The sequence below is a fragment of the Cupriavidus sp. 05N40 genome (assembly GCF_056397305.1).
The window spans coordinates 1-18,458 of record NZ_JBFTND010000144.1 but is presented as its reverse complement, the minus strand read 5'-3'; the positions used below and the strand labels follow the sequence as shown (position 1 = coordinate 18,458).

Genomic DNA, 18,458 nt, shown 5'->3' with positions numbered 1-18,458 from the left:
TCCCAAAGCTTTGGTCACCACCCGCTCGTTCACCAAATTTAACTGAGAAGACGCCCGCGCGTTTGAGGCAAATAACTGCAAGGTGTAGAATCCGAAGCGGCAAAATAACTGTCTCACCTCCCCACCAAGGGGCGCACGAAAGCGAGCAATCAATGGACGTACTGGTGCTAACTAACTGCACCAGCAGAAAGCGCAGTCCGAAGACCGGAAGTGGCGCTGCAAGCTGGGCCCTCAGCCATCGCTCAAGATACGAGTCGGTGCAGGACCTCGCTCGTCACTGGAAACGGACCGTCGAACAGGCGGAAGCACATCAGTTTGCGATCGATCTCTACACTGGCCGATCGGTAGTAGACGCACGCGAAGCCTCCACTCTTGCAGGTGCGAAGCTTGCCTTCGTCTCAGCTGGCCTTGGCCTTCTCCAGGCCAATGTGATGGTTCCACACTACGACCTCACTGTGGCTGCCGGGAACAGTTCGATTTCACCCGCACTAGCTCAAGTCAAAGCTACCCCTGCCGATTGGTGGCTGACCCTCAACAAGGGACCATCTATCGCTAAGTTGATTGCAGCGCCCAGCACAAAGCTGATGTTCCTTGCGCTACCGAGCGGATACCTCGAGATGGTCTCTTCGGACTTGGGACAATGCGCCACCATATTTGCCAAAAAGCTGAGAATCTTCACATCAGGTAAAGGTCGCGAAGCAGTGCCCGACCACCTTCGTGGCTGCGTCATGCCTTACGACGAGCGCTTAGAGGCAACGCCGTTTGCAGGTACTCGCGCAGACTTCCCTCAGCGCGCACTCCGTCATTTCATCCAGGAACTTAAGGGCCATCGCCTTGCCTTGGCTTCGGGCCGAGCCGCAGTGGAAGATGCCCTATCCGATCGCGAGGTTCCGATACTTCCGTCTCGTACCAAGCTCCCCGACAGCGAAATTCTGGGTTTACTTCGCAAGAACTGGAGCGACTACGGCGGCAGTTCAACTCGACTGCTTCGCTTTCTACGCGACGACGCTTTAGTCGCGTGCGAGCAGGGCCGCTTCCGTCAACTTTGGCAACAGCTTCGAGCAGAGGCCGCGTCCTTACGTGGAGAGAAAGATGGCTCCAAAACCTAAGGAAATTGTTGTCCGCGCACTGCACACGACGCAAGGAGACGGGCTCGATGTTTACGCCTTCTTCATCGGCGGCGGAGACATCACACGACTCGCCGACATCAGCCGAATTGAACGCGACGCGACGGATGATTTAAAGGGTTTTCAAAGGCCTGAGATACGTAGTCACGTAAAGGGAATTGTTGACTACCTCAATCAGGGCAGCGTTCTTTTTCCGAACGCAATTATCTTGGCGATGTCACCGGAAGTTCGCTTTGTGGCGGCGCGAGGATCGAAGCCGACCGGAGACGCCGGCATTTCGCAAGCAGGTACCCTCACCATCCCGATCTTTGAGGCTGGCGAGAGGGTCGCGTGGATTGTAGATGGACAGCAGCGCTCGCTTGCACTGGCTCAGGCGAAGAATATTTCCATACCAGTCCCAGTAATCGGCTTCGTGTCAGACAGCATTGAGGTGCAGCGAGAACAGTTTATCTTAGTAAACAAGGCGAAACCGCTGCCCAGTCGACTCATCAATGAGTTGTTACCGGAGACATCGGGCATTCACTTGCCGCGCGACCTTAACGCACGGCGCGTTCCGACTGAGCTCTGCAACCTACTTAATCGCGACTCAAACTCACCATTCCACAAGCTCATAAAGAGAATGACGGACCGATCAGCATCGCCAGCCGTCATCACCGACACGGCTGTGGTTGCCATGATACGCAACAGCCTCAGCAACCCGCTTGGCGCGCTTGCAGCATACAAGGCAAGGCCAAACGAGGCGGCGGATGTGGAGGCCATGTATCGTGTGTTGTTGATCTTCTGGTCCGCCGTGCGAGACGTGTTTACAGATGCATGGGGGCGCGACCCACGACATAGCCGCCTAATGCATTCTGCGGGCATTGTGGCCATGGGCGTCTTGATGGATCGAATCTATGCAAAGCTCTCTGGTGTCGGGGAAGACTACAAGACCATCCGCAAGGAACTGGAGACGATTGCACCTCACTGCGCCTGGACGAAAGGCCAGTGGGACCTACTCGGCATAGCTTGGAACGAGATCCAAAATACGCCAAAAGACATTAAGAGATTACAGGACGCCCTGGTGCGTACCTATGCGACCCAGGTAAAAAGATGAAGTTTTTGTACTCCGACACGCAGGATTACGTAGATCCTCTTTACGACTTCCTGCAAGACCGGAATGCCCCAGGCCGCAAGCGGTACTGGGACGACTGCTATGCGCACGAAATGATGGATCCTGCGCCGTATGATGGCTTGCTGGTCTCCATGAGCGCTATCCGCCAGGCCGACGGTGTTGCGACCTCAAAGGTCCGCTACTCCACCTCTGAAGAACAACGCATGTTGCGGGATGGCGCACGCAAGTTCTTGAGGTTTGGTGGCCCCAAACACAAAGATCGGATGTTGATGGGGGACTGCGGTGCATTTGCATATGTAGAGCACCCACGGCCCGCCTATAGCCCCGAAGAAGTGGTCGAGTTTTACTCGGATGCCGCGTTCACCCACGGGTGCTCGCCGGACCACATTATCTTTGCCTGTGACACCAGCAACCCTCCCATAGAGGATCAATCCAAAGACGTCATCGAGCGCTTCGAGATTACCCTTTCGAACGCTGAAGAGTTCATCCGGCTAACTGAGAAAGAAGACTGGCCCTTCGAGCCCATGGGACCAATACAAGGATGGTCGCCAGAGAGTATGGCAGACGCTGCCGTGCGACTCGAGAAGATGGGCTACCGTTATCTGGCGGTCGGCGGCCTGGTGCCCCTCAAGGTCGACGTTATTCACAAGGTCCTGCAAGCCATTAGAAAGGCGATCAAACCGGAAACGGATATTCATCTTCTTGGCTTCGCGAAAGCCGACAAGATTCAAGATTTTACCGGCTATGGGGTAACGAGTTTCGACTCGACATCACCGTTGATTCGTGCCTTTAAGGACGCGAAAGCAAATTATTACCATAGCAACGGCGATGGTACGCTGGACTACTTTGCCGCCATTCGCATTCCCCAGGCCATCGAGAATCCTCGTTTGATGCAAGGCATCAAACGCGGCATCTTCAATACAGAGGATTTGCTGCGTCGTGAGCAGCGAGCACTGGACTCGATCCGGGCTTTCGACAAACGCAAAATGCCACTTGCGTCGGCACTGGATGCTCTCGTCGACTATCAGCGCTTCCTAACCCAGGGAGAGGCAGTGTCCGAAGAGAAGAGGGAACAGGAACTAAAGAAGCAACGGGACATGATTGCCCGCACATTGGAAGCCAAACCTTGGAAACAATGTGACTGCCCGATCTGCCGCAAGGTGGGCGTAGAGGTCATCATTTTCCGAGCAAGCAATCGCAACAAGCGCCGGGGATTTCACAATCTCGGCGTATATCACAAACATGTACAGAACATTCTCGAGGAGCGTCTGTGAGCGTCTTTCGATTTAAGGCTGTCCGAGCCCAACAAGCAACAGATCACGATGTCTTCTCGTTTGCGGCAACGCCTGAGGAGGTTCTGTCCTTCGCAGAAATCGAACGAATCGGTCGCACCGAGAGCGGACAACTAAAGGGATTTCAGCGGCATCAGGTTGCGTCACACATTAAAGAGATACGGGACTACCTCAAAAGGGAGGATGCCCTGCTTCCGAACGCTGTTATTGTCGCGTTCATTGATGGGGTAAAAATCAAGGACCTTGGGGGCGGAATCGTCAGTGTTGAGATAAATACCAAAGAAGGGAAGCCCGGCTTCGTGGTAGATGGTCAGCAGCGACTCACCGCGCTATCTGGCATTACAAAACCTGGATTTCAGGTTTTTGTGTCCGCACTAGTATGCAAGGATTACAACGAACTGCGACAGCAGTTTGTCCTGATCAACAACACGCGCCCCCTACCGAAGACGCTCATCTACGAACTACTACCCAACGTGGATGGTTTGCCTGAAAGATTTACCTCTCGGAAGTTTGCGGCTCGTGTTATTGATCGGCTCAACTTCCAGCACGGCTCCTCGTTATACGGAGAAATTCGCCAGCACACCAATCCGACAGGGGTGATTAGCGATACCGCCATGCGCCGCTTGGTCATGAACTCCGCATCCGATGGAGCCATTCGCGACTACATCAAGGAAGACGATTTCGAAGAGATCTCGATATCCCTGATCGACGAGTTCTTCAAAGCTGTTGTCGAGGTCTTCCGACCAGAATGGGTTGGCATGAGCCCGAGAACATCGCGATTGCGTCACGGCGCTGGAATCGTTGCGATGGGCTTCGTGATGGAAATTCTGTACGCTACCGAAGGCGCGAGAACCAAGGACGAGTTTGTTCCTGGCCTGCAACTCTTGAAGCCTTACACTGCTTGGACTAGTGGCACTTGGGAACTGTCAGCGAATGACACTCGCCTGTGGAACGGAATTCAAAATACGCCAACAGATATCGATCTCCTCGCGAATTGCTTGACTCGCACACTGAAGCGTCTACTTCGCAAACCCCGCCGTATCGTGAATGGATGAAAATATGCATAAGCGCGCACTAGTTTTGTTCTCTGGCGGACAGGATTCCACCACGTGCCTGGCCTGGGCTCTTCAACGTTACTCCCATGTGGAGACGATTGGGTTCGACTACGGTCAACGCCATAGCGTGGAAATGGAGTGCCGCAAAGTCATACTGAAGAAGATGCGTACGGCCTTCCCAAACTGGTCGGAGCGTCTCGGCGAAGATCACACTCTCGATCTGAGCGTGCTCGGTCAACTAAGCGATACTGCCTTGACCAGTTCAAAGGCCATCGAACTCACCTCAAGCGGACTTCCAAACACATTTGTTCCCGGGCGTAATCTGATGTTCTTCAATTTTGCTGCCGCAGTGGCTTATCGCCGAGATCTCACGGTTTTGGTTGGGGGCATGTGCGAGACCGATTACTCCGGCTATCCCGATTGCAGAGACAACACGCTCAAGTCGCTCCAGGTGACGTTAAGCTTAGGCATGGATCAGCCTCTTGTCATTGAAACACCCTTGATGTGGCTGGACAAGGCGGAAACGTGGGAGCTAGCTGCAAAGCTGGGGGGGCCTCAGTTTGTGGATCTCATTAGGTATGATGCTCATACGTGCTATACGGGAGATCATGTTACGGCTCATTCGTGGGGTTATGGATGTGGTGAATGCCCGGCGTGCGAACTCCGTGGCAAAGGCTTCGAAGGGTATTTAGCTAGGATAAATGGATGACATAGGCCGCCGTCCGAATCAAGAAGAACAAGCACTTACTCCGGCAACTGAATACTTCGAAGCCAATTTAATTTGAAGCCCAAATATTAAAACTCACAAGTTTTTGGCACACCATGAAATACGAGTTAAGTCAGAAATTCTACTTCGAGGCCGCGCATACCCTCGAAAGGAAGATCGATACCGAAGGGAGTCGTCGAATTCACGGGCATACTTACCATGCTGAGGTATTTGTACGCGGGTTGCCTGACACCGAGTCCGGAATGGTGGTTGACTTAGGATTGCTTCGCTTAGAGATACAGAAAATTCGGTCACAACTCGATCATCACTTCTTAGACGACGTCCCTGGATTAGGATCAGCGACGCTAGAGAGTCTTTGCGCTTTCATATACCGCAGTATTTCACAAGTTATGCCAAACGTATCCAAGGTCAGCGTCGAGCGGCCGGCGAGTGGGGATAGGTGCGAACTCAGCCCAGCCTAGAAAACGGCACTCTACAGAGTGCCTGAGTTCTGCAGTGTTAACTGCATATCACCTCATGCCTGACGTGCCAGTTCTTTAAAGACACTATCCAGAATACTGGCACTCCCCTTGCCAACAGGAAGTTGCAACCCACGGTCGCCACGAGCTTCTTTCGCGCAGTAATATGCCTGATGCTTGCTGCTTCTCCAGGCGAAGACAAAGATATCAGCATTCGTAGAAAGATGGCGCAAGCGATCTGTTGCCGCGTGATCAGCGTTGATTTCCACCCTGACCTGCGGCAGCAGTTTTAGCAATACTTGCTTGGCGCGCTGTCCCGCCGATTCGGTTAGGGTGTAGATCCCAATCAGGCCGGCAAAATCGCCGAAATGGTCGCGACTCGCATCAGTCTGATCCAACGCTGGCAGGGTGTCGAGCAAGTCAAGGCAATCGTAATCTTTCGCCAGGATTCGCAAGATCATACGCTGCGACTCAGTCACGCGATGAGCATAGGCACGCACGAGATCGAGCACTTGCATGAAATACCGCAACCTCGCTTCCGGGTCCGGTGCTGATTGCAACCCCAAGATTTCCGTCGTATTTAAGGCCCAGTCCAGATGCGTGAACGCTCGGTTCGCGGTCAATATCTCGCTGAGGTCATCGAGTGCCTCGACATAATGCGCTCTGCTTAGCCCAAGGCCCACTAGAGCCTGAAGTAGTTCTGACGTCAGTGCCAACTCGTCAGGGGATGCCCCATCATTCCACGCGATCATTTTGATCAGCATTTCATAGAGGGGAATAAATCCGCGCACGGGTTGTGCCGGGCGAGCGACAAAGAACTCGACGAGATAAGGATACGCATCACGAAAAATTTGCTCTGCCTTACCTTTAGCATTTCCAATGAGTTGCACGAGTGTCTCGCACGACTTCACATCGACTATGTAATCTTCCACGCTCCATTGAGTAACGCACTGATCAAGTAGCGCGATCGGCGACGTTTGGTAAGCGCAATCCACGACGGTACGAGACCACGATAGCCAGGAAGCGCGGACATCGCTCGGCATTGCCACAGGCTGGGCACCGCGCAATTTGTCAATGCGGGTCTGATCACGCTCCGTCCATATGACCCGCGCGGAGTCATCAGCATCATCGACAAGCGCCAGGACCTTCGCGGTCAATGCAGAATCGTGGAGCTCGGCCGCGCAGCGCAGAAGCCCACTATAGGCCCAGGAATGGGGTAGGGCGCTCTGGCATAAGTCGACCGCCGCCTCATAGTCCTCATCCGCCAAAGCCTGCTTGACTAGGTCGAGTGTCTTTTCTGGGGAGGTCTTCCCAGGAGTACGCTTCTTGGCGTGCTCCCACCACCGCTGCAGGAGTTCCTTGCCTGCCGCACCAAACGGATACGCGCTCAGGATCGCCTCGCAGCGAATGGGATTCGGTTCGTCCTGTGTCAGCTCGAACAGCAGGAAGGCCTTGAGCACATTCGGATGTCGTATGCCCTTACGCTCCTTGAAAAGCGCACTAAATGGCCTGGCGATCGCCTGCTTGAACTCCGCGATGATGATGCGCGAATCCGGGTCATGCTCCATGCGCGCGATGTGGGCCTGGTAGAGCGAATCTACTATGTCGATGATGGTCTGCGGCGGCAACGCAAGATCCATCACCGCTTTAATCAAAGTGTAATTGTGCGCAATATCATCCTGCCACCCCAAGCCTGCCTGCAAACGGATATCGAGAAATTGGCGCTGTTCGACATTGACGCGGCCGGTGGCACAAAGTGCCTCCAGCAAGTTCCTTGCCGCCTTTTCATTACCGGCTAACAGGGCGCGATCGAAGTCGCCTCGCAATTTACCAAATGGTTGCTGTGTTCGATCCGGCGTGACCGGACGCCGCCGCAGTACCGTCAAATAGAGAGACAAGGCGCTGACGATCCCTACGCGCGCACGGTCCGACACCGCAGTAAATCGAAACAGATGACGACCGAACCGCTCATGCAAAGCGGCTTCGATCGGGTCATCGGCGTTATGGGTGATCGGATGGCCACGGAAATCGCTGTAGCTAGCCCCGACCACGCTAGCGAGTTCGTCCGCCAGTGCTGCGGCGCTATTACTGTCGTGGGCGACCGCATACCAGGCAATCGGACCCTGTGCCGAGAATATGGGTAGGATTAGTGGCGCCCGTCCTTCCGTGGCAAGAAAATAGTCTATCCAAGGTATAACTTGCTCGCTCCACGCCATTGGCGCAGTGTTGCCGGTGATCGCGTCCCAGTGCAGCGCGTTGCGCCCAGCGAAGAAACGCGCCAACCAAGCGGCCTCTCCGCCGGGAATCCGATCGTTCATGACGCCTCCACATAGCGGCGAAATTCAAGGCGGGTGCGGGCTAGATCCTCCGGGTCAAGCGAGAACTCTACCCACTCGTCATTGATCACCATACCGTTGTAGGTCAGGTTCATGGAGCCCATCAGCAAGCTATTCGACAGTAAAATCCCTTTCGTGTGCAATTGATCATGGATCGTAATCGTCGCACGCTCGTGGAGCACGTGCTGCTCGACTAGATGGCGCAACTTCGTCAAGAAGTTGCGATTGCTCTCGTCGCTGCGCGTGACAATGGAGACAGTGGTCCCGCGCGTCATCAGGGCCGCCAAAACATCAACCAGGCGAATTTCGCGGCGCCCCCATTCGGGATTGAGTAAATCGAAGTTTCCCGATCTGTTGTCGATCAATACGACATCGCTAATCCATGGCGAGACAATCCAGAGTTCGCCACCAGCTCTTAGCATTTCGGAGACAAACATGGTTTGCAGCAATTMCTGCACCGTCACTGCGCCTGTCGTCTGAGTCTTGAATATGCGGCGATACAGATATGTCATTGCAATGCCTCAATCAATTCGATATCGGCTTGTAATGTACCGGCCGACTGTCGCACTCCCTGCAGGCGTGCATACGCACGGATGTATCCGGCATCAATCGGATTTGTCACGAGAGCGTTGAGTGCATTACCCAACAACATGCGTTCTCTCTCATTGCAGGTAAGCGTCACCAGTCTACCGTCCGACAGATGGGCCGCAGTCTGCGCAAGCCAGTCAGTCGCGGTAACGTCTACCCTAACGCGGTCATCGGCGATCGTTTCGGCCACAAGAAGACGCTCAATCGTCGGCAGATCGCAAAACGCGCTTCGCAGTTGCAACGCGGTTTGGCGCACGGCCTTCCCGCGCGCCCACAGGAGGCCGTAGATCGCACTAATGCGCCAGGCACCGCGATCAGCGCCAATTGCGGCGCCAAATTCCGATACCATGTGATCGATCTCATCCGCTTGACTCAAGAAATAGCTCATGACGCGCAAGTCGATCTCGATGCCAAGGCGCTCTTCCTCTGAGTCCCAACGCGAAAGAACGGAAGCGAGATAGCGATCTGTCGCTGGTCCCGCTCCCTGGCGTAAGATTCGGTTGCCCATCGAGACGATGAAACCGTGGAAAGGAGAGAATCCTGCTTCGACCAGCGCGCGCCGCAGGCGGCCTAGAATCCGCGTCATTTCGACATGCCCGCCTGCGGCACGGAACTCATGAATCAATCGCGCGACGTCCGAGTCGGCTTGCTGCGTTAGCAAACGCAGCAGGTCGGCCATCTGATGGTCGATCAGTTCGAACTCGCTCGTATCCAGATTGGCGCGCACCATTGAGAAAAATCGACGTGGATCTTCCGCATAATGACCCATGATTTGCTCAATCAATCCGCTACCGCCAGGAGTTTTCTCGGTTAGCCAGATTTCGTGCAAGCCGGGGTTGAAGCCTTGCTCGTGGTTTGGTGCGACCGGGCCGCGCGACAGGTCTACGCTCAAGTCCTCAGCATCAATTGTGGGGCACAGGTCAGTTACTGTCCGCAGGATTGCGGCTGCAAACGTGGCATGATAAACGCCCTGCAGCCAGGATTCCCATTCTTCCGTAATCGGCTCCCAGAGGACGTGACCTGCCATATGCAGCGCCTCAAGCACCTCATGGCGACGTAGGTAATCGTCCAGATCCTGGCGAAGCTTGTCAGGTGGGGAATCGTGCCCCTCTCCTTGATGGGCCTCCACGATATGCGACTGAAACATCATATTTAGTACATCGGCCATACTAACGCTGGCCGTATCGGATAGAAGCGCCCGATCGGCTGATGCCAAACTCATGCACTCCCGAACCGAGATATACGTAATCGCCGAAAGATAAATCTGCGCAAGCCATTCGCGGGCAAACGGGTTAGGCACCATCTCTAGGGTTTTGCCGCGCCATGCCTGGTCACTGAAGCGCGCCAGGCGTAGGGCTTGCCACTTGCGCTCGGTTCCCTTTCCCTGCCGAGAATAAAGGCCTGTCGGTATGCGCAACTGAAACAGCACCCCATCTGCGGCAAATTTGGCTCCCAACGCAACGGGGCACTCGTCCAGTGCAAATGTCACCTCAGCTCGCGTTTTCTCCTGGTCGACCCCAATCTCCGCTGAAGCACCACTTGCAAACCGCCGAACCTCAATCGGCGCATGCCGCGCGTGAGTGAAGAAGCCGACCTGTGCGATCACATCGGGCCAAATGCCGCCGGTGGGCGCCGACAACCAAATTGGCTCGACTTCCGGCACCAATTGGCTATGCCAATGCAGCATCGAGTTCGAAGAATCCTTAACTGCTTTCGGGGGCGCCTTCGGCTCTAGGGATAGCGGTCGATAGACAGGCATCGCAATACTGCTATCGCCATTCCAAACGAGGTAGTCACCGAGATAGACACACTGGCCGATCGACTTCACATCCAACAACGTGTTGATCTCCTCACCGCATGGCACGTCCTCTTCCCATGCCTGTGTCGGTGCCAGCCAGTAGCGCTCCGATTTGTGGTGAACCCCATAGCGGCGGCTGACGCGGCCCGGAGCGAATTCACGCAGCGCCGCAAAAATCGACATGGCAGGTTGATCAAACAGCTTGGCCTGATCAGCGCCGGGCAAGTCGATAGTGACCTCGGCAAGATTGAGGTCGGCAAACAGCGAAGCGGGAATGAATTCCGGCAGAGGATTGTTGGCAATCTGATAGTCCTTGCCCCCTTCGTTTTCGGCGCTCCAAGAGGTCGCAAGGCGTCGCAAGGCAGTCGGCAACACCGTAGTCATTAGTGGCCTGGGGTATTCCCAGAGCAGAGCGGAAACATCGTCGGCGGACAATTTCAGGGCGCGCTCCAAGTAACGGGCAAGGCGCAGAGTGCCGGCATCGGTCTCAAGAATCTGTTGTATCTCACGTTGCAGGCGCGCGCCCCGCTGCGCACTACCGGTCGGGCCGCTCAAATCCAGCCAGATGCTGCCGGGCGGCGCGTCCTGCAGGCGCAGGCCCAGGTAGTCGATTGTGGCGTAGACCGCCTGCATACGCGTGAGATAGCGGTTTGCCACGGGTAGTGTTCGCACCGGGAGCTCGGGATCGAACAGCAGATCATAGGACTGATACGCTGCGCGATCGCGGCCATAGTCGGAGAGCACCACAGTGGTCCATGGACGCATGCCACGACTACGCCCGGCCCGCCCCTTGCGCTGCAGGAAACTCGCGATGCCGCGCGGTGCCTTGTGCTGCACCACTGCGCCCACCGCGGGATCATCGAAGCCTACCTCTAGGACCGCGGTGGCGACCACCACATCGGCCGACGGATCGACACCGCGGTCTTGGGAACTGACGCGCTTGACGTTAAGGCGCGTCCTCACATCACCATGAAGACTTTCGCAAACGCGCCAGTCCTGCCCATTGATGTAGCGAAAGTGCGATGTGCCCTGTTTCCGGAGGTAAGCCAATCCGCCTTCCGGCGCGTGCCGCATGTCGGGATCGCCATAACTGTTACGCCCCTCCGCGCTCAAGAGATCGAAATACAGGCGATTGATGACATCAAGATTGTCCGTAAACACGRAAGTCTTCTGCCCGAAGACGCCCCCGCTGACGGAATCAGCGAGTTCGCGTGTCTTGGGATCCATGCACCGTTGCAACACCATAGTCGTCTGGATTGTCGTCGACAGCAATGCAGCACGCGATACCGGATCGCCGCGTAGGGCCAGCAGATACTCAGCACCTTCCGTCTCGATTTCGCGCGGTTGAGGTGAAACTTCCTCGACCAAACTAGGCCAACAACCGGTGAGCGCGGAGAAAAATGTCGTAGCATCGCGCAGCGTGGCCGACAATCCAACGAACCGCAACGACTGCTCAAGCAAGCGTTGCCACCGTCGCATCAAGTACGCGACCTGTGCGCCATGCCGCCCCTCATAGGTGTGGACTTCGTCCAGAAGCACTAATTCAGGCGGACGAATCGCATGAGGGCCCACACCGAAGAGATGAAACGACGCGCTGTCGGATAGGCGTTGATTCAGCATTTCAGTTGTGGTGAACAGCACGTCCGGTGGCCGCTTCTTGATGGTGTCGCGTGTGAGGGGAAAGATCTCCCCGTCTATCTCGAACGCGCACTTCGCGCAAATGAGTCGTTCGCGTCCGGTACGCCGATCCTGTTCGCGCCAGCGCAAGTCGCCACCGCACTCCAGGCAATTGAGCACAGTACAGACACGATCATCGCCCACTTTAGGCCAATTACACGTCTGGGCCGAACCTGGCGTGTCGCCAAAATAGGCGCCGACGCGGATCGTGTGTCGCAATTCGCTCGACAGAGCCTGTCTCAAAGCAAGCGATCGTTTCAATACTTCCCGCAACTGATCCTTGAGCAATTCCACTCGAGGATACAGCGCAATTGCCTTGACCCATGGCTTGGAAATGCTTTCGGCGAGCAAATGACGGACAATTGAGGCTAGTGCTGGCAAATAAAAGGCGAGCGTCTTGCCGCTCCCGGTGCCGGCGCAGACTATAGTCGCAAGTGGCGCATCGGTTTCGATACCACGAACGATGCGCTCGGCCGCGCGCACCTGGAATCCAGCCAGATTGAAGGCGCGGCCACCGGGTGTCAACAAGGCCCGAGCGGCCTGTAGCAATGAGGCGTTAGATGTCACGTTGCGCAGAACTACAAGCGCATCCTCAACTGATCGGTTCCTCTTCGGATATTGACGCGGTCGCCGCAAAAATCGGAAATCGGCCACCAGCGTCGGCGCCCGTTGCCAGCCCGTTTCGCCGGCATGTTTGGGAAACAGTTGACGCAATCGCGACAGCAATCGCACGGTCTCGGCCATGCGGGACCGGTATGCCACAGCGCCATCCTCCAAATCGACGACAGTTATCCACTGCCGCGAACGCAAGATCTGAATGACTGCATCGGCATCAAGAAAGTCATCAATTCCCTCGGCCAATCCTTCGTCGATTCGACGGTCGATCAAATCGACAAATTCCTGGCGACTAAATTGGCCGTCAACAATTCCCCAGGCGAGTAAGCGCGCTTCGCGCTCTTCGATCACGTCTAGGGTATTAAGAAGGAAGCGCTCTCTTGTTGTGGTCATGGCAATCCCATCACGATTTCGCGCGAACTACATAGCTGCTCAATAGGCCGTGCTCGTGCAACCAGGCAACGACTTCTGCGCCCACCAACTCCAAACTCGCCCCGGCGCTGGTAGCCGATGCGTCGAAGAAACGCTTAACCGCCGCCGGCATATCATGGGCCTCTATAAATGTAATCTTCGCTAACTCATCGGAGCAGTAGTGCACGTCGCGAACGGCTTCAGGGGTCGGTGGAATCGACTGCCGATAGCGGCTAAAGCGTTCATAGAGTTCTGCATAGCGCCCAATTGCCTGCTTGTTACCAGGAAGATGCAGCACTAAGGTCGAGCGCCGCTGATCTGGCGATAGCCCGGCAAATAGACGCGAACCGAAGTAATGTTTCCAATCCTGCCGCTGTGTTGCCTCGAAGCCACTAAGTAGGGCATCGAGTTTGGCGATCAATTGAGTCCAGCGTTGGCCCTGCTTGAGCGTCGAAGACTTTGTCGATTCGGAAAAGCGATCGGATGCTTTAGCAATCACATCCCTAACTGCTGGAATATCGGAGGGTATCGTCATTGGTACCCCCTCCTGGCACAACATAGTGACACGATCGATCAGTGCGCGCAGGCGGTTTTTCCGAACTTGCAATTCCTCGCTGAGGCCGGCAAGAATTTCTGCCTCCTCTACGCCGTTGCGGGCGGCATCCAGTTGTATGAGGCGCTCCGTGGCACGCAAAGCATCGTCTAACAACATGTCTTCTCCCCTTGCGCTTCCAGCGTCGTCAGATCAGCTAGCAGCGTCTCGAACATGGTGCGAATACTTTGCGCCTGCGTTGCCGGATCGATGCCTTGTGATTGCGCCTCGAGAAGCTGCACTTGTTTTTGGGCACTAGTCACGACCGTGCGTCCCTCTTTGACAAATCGTTGCGCGATAATCATAGGATTGATATCCAATTGTGCCAGACGGGTGATCAGTCTGATCTGATCTTGGTCGCTATCGGCCACTGATGCCTGCAGAGTAGTCAGAGATTCCTTCAGGGCGGCAGCACGAAAGGCTTCGCACAGCTTTTTGAATGTCGCTGGTGTTCCGAGATCATCCCGGCTCCATCCGCCTCTATCCGACATTTCGTCGCCAAGTTCTTTCAGCGCATCGGCCACCTCTTGCTTGGCAATATCGTCACCGAGTTCCTGTTGCAGAGAGGAGGCAATGCGAACGGCTTCCTCGAGCACTCTCTTCGCGCGCACCACGACGCGTGGCTCTGACATCGCTGTGACCTGTGCCCGTATTTCCTGCGGAATGAGTTCAGGTTCCGCGCGGTCGTCATCCTTGGCGAGATGCTCGAGCACTCGCATGATATCGACGCCATATGCGATCTTCCCAATGTTGCCTTGGAAACAACCACACTGGGCCAACACCAACTGTATTAGGCTCGGTCGAAGCAAAAGAGCCTCGTCCTGCAACGCGCGCCACTCCTGATATGTTACCGGTGCGAACTCGGCGGACCTTTCTTTCAGTTGCGGTTTGCCAAAAAGGAATGCAATCAAGCTCGACGGGGTACGGCCACGCTCGTTAATGCCAAGTAGGCGACTATTTGCGACCAGTGCACGCGTTGCGGTTCGCAAACGCTGCTCAGCATCTGTCCGGAGTAAACGCCGTGCTTCGGGAACGAGACGCGATACGAGGTTGCCCACACGCGCCAAATCGTCATCAGCCTCTGGGTAATCGAACTTCTTCTTTCTGAACTTGTAGAAACGTATCAATGCCATCAACTCGCTGCGGAGACGTCCCGTCGGGTCGCGGTTATCCTCTGCTACTTGCAGAGACTGCGCGGCAACACCTCCCTGGCCCTGGGCATTTGGTATGGAAATGCGATCGGGTTGCAGCGGCATCCTCTGGCAGCGCTCGCCATTCCAGTCAATGCGTTCACTGATCGCTGCCGCTAGTTCCTTGCGAATATCGTTTGCGATGCGCGACGGTAGTCGCTCGTTTTCCTGCACCCAGCGTTCAAGGGTTTCCTGCAGGGTTCGTTCTTCCGATGATGGGCCGGGCGGCAACGTTGGCAGCGGCGCCGGTTCGGGCCCAGGGCCGATCGGCTGTTGGGGTTCAGGAACAAAATCGACGTCGGGAACGGGCAGGTCGAACGCCTGGAACACCTCACGCGGAATTCGTCCGATGTCTGCGCGACTTTGCGGCTGATTGCCCCAGATGCTTACCACCGCGGAATAGCGGCGCCTTTGATCAGCGGTAAATGGTTGCGCCGTTAGCCATTGCGAGACATCCGCATTGTTGGCTGGGCCTGCGAATCCTGGGGGCGGAAATCGCTTTTCATCGAAGGCACCACGTCCGATCAGCAGCGGACTACGAATAATATGATCGATGATAAGCCTTGGAGTGAATACCAAGGCATCTCCTTGTCGGAGCGTCATCTCGGCCAGGCAAGCAATTGCCGATGTCGTGAACGGAAATAAGGGCGTATCGTCGACCTTACCGAAAGCAACGAGTTTGTTGTCTCCTCCATCGTCTGGATGTCGATACGGCGGGATCCAAGCACGCGCATTCTCTCTAGAGTGGTCGCGCTGCGCATAGTGGCGCGCCAGTGCGGCTTCGCCCCAACGCGCCGCATTCAGATAGGCGGCCACCAGTCGGGTGGTGCGCTGCAGGACCTCCTCCTTGTCTCTCAAATGACTCTCGACAATCCATTCGCGCTTTGCACGGGTCGCAATGGTGTCCTTACCCGTCAAGTAGCCATCGGTGACGGCAATGGCCGAGCGCATTGTCGCGAATTCCCTAACCCCGTCGCGCACCCCCTCCTGAATAAGGACGTTCAACAGCGTTTCCTGGATGCCGGTTAATGCCTTGAAATCTTCGACGAGGATGACGAGTTCACGGTCTGACTTCAACAGCAGGCGCCGAATTTCGAGTATGACGTCCTGCAAGGTCATCCCGCCCATCGCTTCATGCAATTGAAACAACTGCCGGGTTGCCTGATCAACAACGCGCCCATTTAGCAGGTTGGCCGCAACGCGCCTACCATGGCCCTCACGGGCCTCCATTTGCATACGGTAGTATTGTCTCACCGTCAGCGATGCATCCCTGTCGAGGTCGATCGAGTCCGGCAGCACGAAGTCATCAGCACAGAAGTCGTCGGAGCTCGCCGACTGCCCCTCAGCCGACTGTCCAGCAACAGCGCGTTTAACCACTTTCGATAAGACCTGCGCACGAATATGATCAACGACAGAGGCATCGGCCAGGAACTTTGGTAGCATTCGTGCGTGCGCCAATTGCTCCTTCAGAACCGTATTGGTCGGATTCGCCTGTACCTGCTCCCTTAAGTCCTTGGCGAGATCCTCCAGGGCGATTTCAAGTTGTGCCTGAAAACTGATCACCGCCGTGTCAATAGTGATCTCGGCAAGGGCCTTCTTAAATTCCTGTTTGACAGAACCGTATTGATTGTCTGGCAAAGGCGCCAGGATTAATTCGACTACGCTACGCAAACTTGCGCTCTTGGGAATCCGGATTACGAGATAGCGATCTGGCTGCGGCAGACTACGCAACCGAGCGGCCAGAATACGTACCAAGTGCGACTTGCCCACACCCGACGAGCCGGTAATCGGGACGACATGGGCGCCAGTCGGCACATTGGCCGTCATGAAGTACTCGTAAAGATCATCTTCGGATGCCGGCAACTTTTCTCCGCTCGGCAACTGCCGGTACGAGAGCGGCGATGGCTGATGCACTGCCAATAGCACAGATTCCGGAGCACCTTCGGCTTCCGGTTTGATACAGCTATTGACTTCCTCTGCGGTGGGCCAGTAATTCAGCAAACTCAATTGGCGTCTCCCAAGAAGCGGACATGGGTAAAGCTGGACCAGGTACGGTACGCGCGGCCTGTGAGCGTCAGTGCGGTGCCAGCATCGGCCCTTTTCTCTAGCGCGATGTTGCCGTTCAACTCAAGGCGGCGCAGAGCCAACGACAGCGACATGGACAGATGTTCGGCAGGAGTTCGACGCCAGTTTTCTGACCGCAATATCTCTTCGACTTGGCGCCGGTATTGTCCGCGATCGAGGACCGGCAGCCGCGTAGCCAACGCATCGATAAAGGCATCCGCCGGCACAGCCTGTTGGCTCGGCAGCACGTGCGCCAATTCACCGCGTACTGCCTCGGTTGGATCGAGGAAGAAGCTATTGTCGTCACCCGTTGCGAAGCCGAGATAGCGCGCCCAGACGCGCATGCCCGGCCAGCGAGAATCGTTCATAAAAATGAAATGTGGGCTAGGGACTTGCGTGCGTTCGAGGTGCTCGATGTCAGAGTTCGGCAACGCGTAAATGTCTTGCGCCAGCACCCATGACAGGGCTCGCGCAAAGTCCGCGGCCCGTGCGGCTCCCTCCTCAGTTTTTTCGCTACCTAAGGCCCCCCAGATTGGCAAGCAGTGCTCTGATTGCAGAATAAGATAACGGCATCTTGCAGGCAGGCGATCTGTCCAAGTCTCCAGGGTCTCGCCGCGCAGGCGTTCTTCAGTGAGTCGCACAACGCCGGCGTCGTCGGAGAACAACCCCAACTCAATCCAGCGCGCCATTGCGGCACGCAGGCGCGTAAGGTCCGGGTCCTTTCCGGTCTCAACGCTTGGCGGTGAGCACATGGAAACCAATTCCTCTTTAGCTAATGGACCTTGCTTGAAAAGCGCGCGAGCCAGAATGATCATGTGCGAATGCAAGCCGTCACTGGCGAGATTGTTGATAGTCACTGGCTGATCGTAAGTAGTAAATGTTCAAGATGCGTGGCGTAGGGGCTGATGTCGGCCAAGCGACGCTGGGAATTTGAGGGATCCAGAGAACTGCGAGGCAGGAAGATGAGATGCTGTGGCCGTTGTAGGAGTTGAACACGTTCGAATACGTCCGGTGCCACGTCGCGTCCCAAGACTGTGACGCGCGCCAGTGGCGTGTACGGTTCTCCATTACTTTCGTCGAGGCCTTGATGAATCACGACGCCGGCACGAGCACGGCGGTAGAGCAACCACCAGGCGGGCTCTCCGCAGACGCTAGAGGTGGCATCTGCTGCCACTTCCCGTACGCCGCACTCTTGCACGAGCCACCCGACAACTTTGATTATCGACTGTGTCAGCGCAGGCGCATCTGCATCGTAAAAGACATAAACGAAGGCCGGATCGATCCAGCTAAATCGTTGGTTCCATGCCGAGAAATCGCTTTGGCAGGTCCGCGCGATGGGAATCGGGAACGGCAGCCGATAGGTCCGCGTCGCATTGCCAGAGAAGCGATCCTCCTTGCACCCACCGCATACTTGCGT

The 18,458-nt window shown here is 55.9% G+C and carries 13 protein-coding genes; 6 read left to right on the top strand and 7 right to left on the bottom strand.

The genetic code is table 11. The annotated features are described in order from the left end of the window. Positions 1 to 152: 152 nt before the first annotated feature. The 6 genes from AC1DO7_RS27835 (at position 153) to AC1DO7_RS27810 (ending at position 5,773) form a co-directional block, all read left to right on the top strand. The gene (locus AC1DO7_RS27835) at positions 153 to 1,109 is read left to right on the top strand and encodes a hypothetical protein (protein ID WP_477116807.1); all 957 of its coding nucleotides are present in this window, start codon (positions 153 to 155) and stop codon (positions 1,107 to 1,109) included. Further along, positions 1,093 to 2,220: a DGQHR domain-containing protein DpdB gene (gene dbpB / locus AC1DO7_RS27830; protein ID WP_477116806.1), complete on the top strand. Its 1,128-nt coding sequence runs from the start codon at positions 1,093 to 1,095 to the stop codon at positions 2,218 to 2,220. The genes AC1DO7_RS27835 and dbpB (AC1DO7_RS27830) overlap by 17 nt, the downstream gene beginning before the upstream one ends. Then, the gene (dpdA, locus tag AC1DO7_RS27825) at positions 2,217 to 3,512 is read left to right on the top strand and encodes a tRNA-guanine transglycosylase DpdA (RefSeq protein ID WP_477116805.1); all 1,296 of its coding nucleotides are present in this window, start codon (positions 2,217 to 2,219) and stop codon (positions 3,510 to 3,512) included. Before dbpB (AC1DO7_RS27830) ends, dpdA begins: the two co-directional genes overlap by 4 nt. Continuing rightward, positions 3,509 to 4,585, top strand: a complete 1,077-nt coding sequence (dbpB, locus tag AC1DO7_RS27820; RefSeq protein WP_477116804.1) for a DGQHR domain-containing protein DpdB — start codon at positions 3,509 to 3,511, stop codon at positions 4,583 to 4,585. Before dpdA ends, dbpB (AC1DO7_RS27820) begins: the two co-directional genes overlap by 4 nt. After that, entirely contained in the window at positions 4,578 to 5,294 is a 717-nt protein-coding gene (gene queC, locus AC1DO7_RS27815; protein ID WP_477116803.1) for a 7-cyano-7-deazaguanine synthase QueC, read from the top strand. Before dbpB (AC1DO7_RS27820) ends, queC begins: the two co-directional genes overlap by 8 nt. Positions 5,295 to 5,407: 113 nt before the next feature. Beyond that, a complete protein-coding gene (locus tag AC1DO7_RS27810; protein ID WP_477116802.1) occupies positions 5,408 to 5,773 on the top strand; it encodes a 6-carboxytetrahydropterin synthase in 366 nt (121 codons plus the stop codon). Between the two features lie 53 nt (positions 5,774 to 5,826). On the opposite strand, the gene dpdD is transcribed toward AC1DO7_RS27810, so the two are convergent. The 7 genes from dpdD to AC1DO7_RS27775 form a co-directional block, all read right to left on the bottom strand. Continuing rightward, positions 5,827 to 8,088, bottom strand: a complete 2,262-nt coding sequence (gene dpdD / locus AC1DO7_RS27805; RefSeq protein ID WP_477116801.1) for a protein DpdD — start codon at positions 8,086 to 8,088, stop codon at positions 5,827 to 5,829. Next, positions 8,085 to 8,618 (bottom strand): phospholipase D-like domain-containing protein DpdK, encoded by a 534-nt coding sequence (dpdK, locus tag AC1DO7_RS27800; protein ID WP_477116800.1) that lies wholly within the window; start codon positions 8,616 to 8,618, stop codon positions 8,085 to 8,087. The genes dpdD and dpdK overlap by 4 nt, the downstream gene beginning before the upstream one ends. Continuing rightward, positions 8,615 to 13,177: a protein DpdJ gene (gene dpdJ, locus AC1DO7_RS27795; protein ID WP_477116799.1), complete on the bottom strand. Its 4,563-nt coding sequence runs from the start codon at positions 13,175 to 13,177 to the stop codon at positions 8,615 to 8,617. Before dpdJ ends, dpdK begins: the two co-directional genes overlap by 4 nt. A 10-nt stretch (positions 13,178 to 13,187) precedes the next feature. After that, positions 13,188 to 13,907, bottom strand: coding sequence for a hypothetical protein (locus tag AC1DO7_RS27790; protein ID WP_477116798.1), 720 nt, complete (start codon positions 13,905 to 13,907; stop codon positions 13,188 to 13,190). Then, entirely contained in the window at positions 13,898 to 16,984 is a 3,087-nt protein-coding gene (gene dpdH, locus AC1DO7_RS27785) for a protein DpdH (protein ID WP_477116797.1), read from the bottom strand. Before dpdH ends, AC1DO7_RS27790 begins: the two co-directional genes overlap by 10 nt. Further along, the gene (dpdG, locus tag AC1DO7_RS27780) at positions 16,981 to 17,898 is read right to left on the bottom strand and encodes a protein DpdG (RefSeq protein ID WP_477116796.1); all 918 of its coding nucleotides are present in this window, start codon (positions 17,896 to 17,898) and stop codon (positions 16,981 to 16,983) included. Before dpdG ends, dpdH begins: the two co-directional genes overlap by 4 nt. Further along, positions 17,895 to 18,458, bottom strand: a 564-nt coding sequence (locus AC1DO7_RS27775) for a hypothetical protein (RefSeq protein ID WP_477116795.1), incomplete at its 5' end; no start/stop codon positions are given. The genes AC1DO7_RS27775 and dpdG, both read right to left, overlap by 4 nt.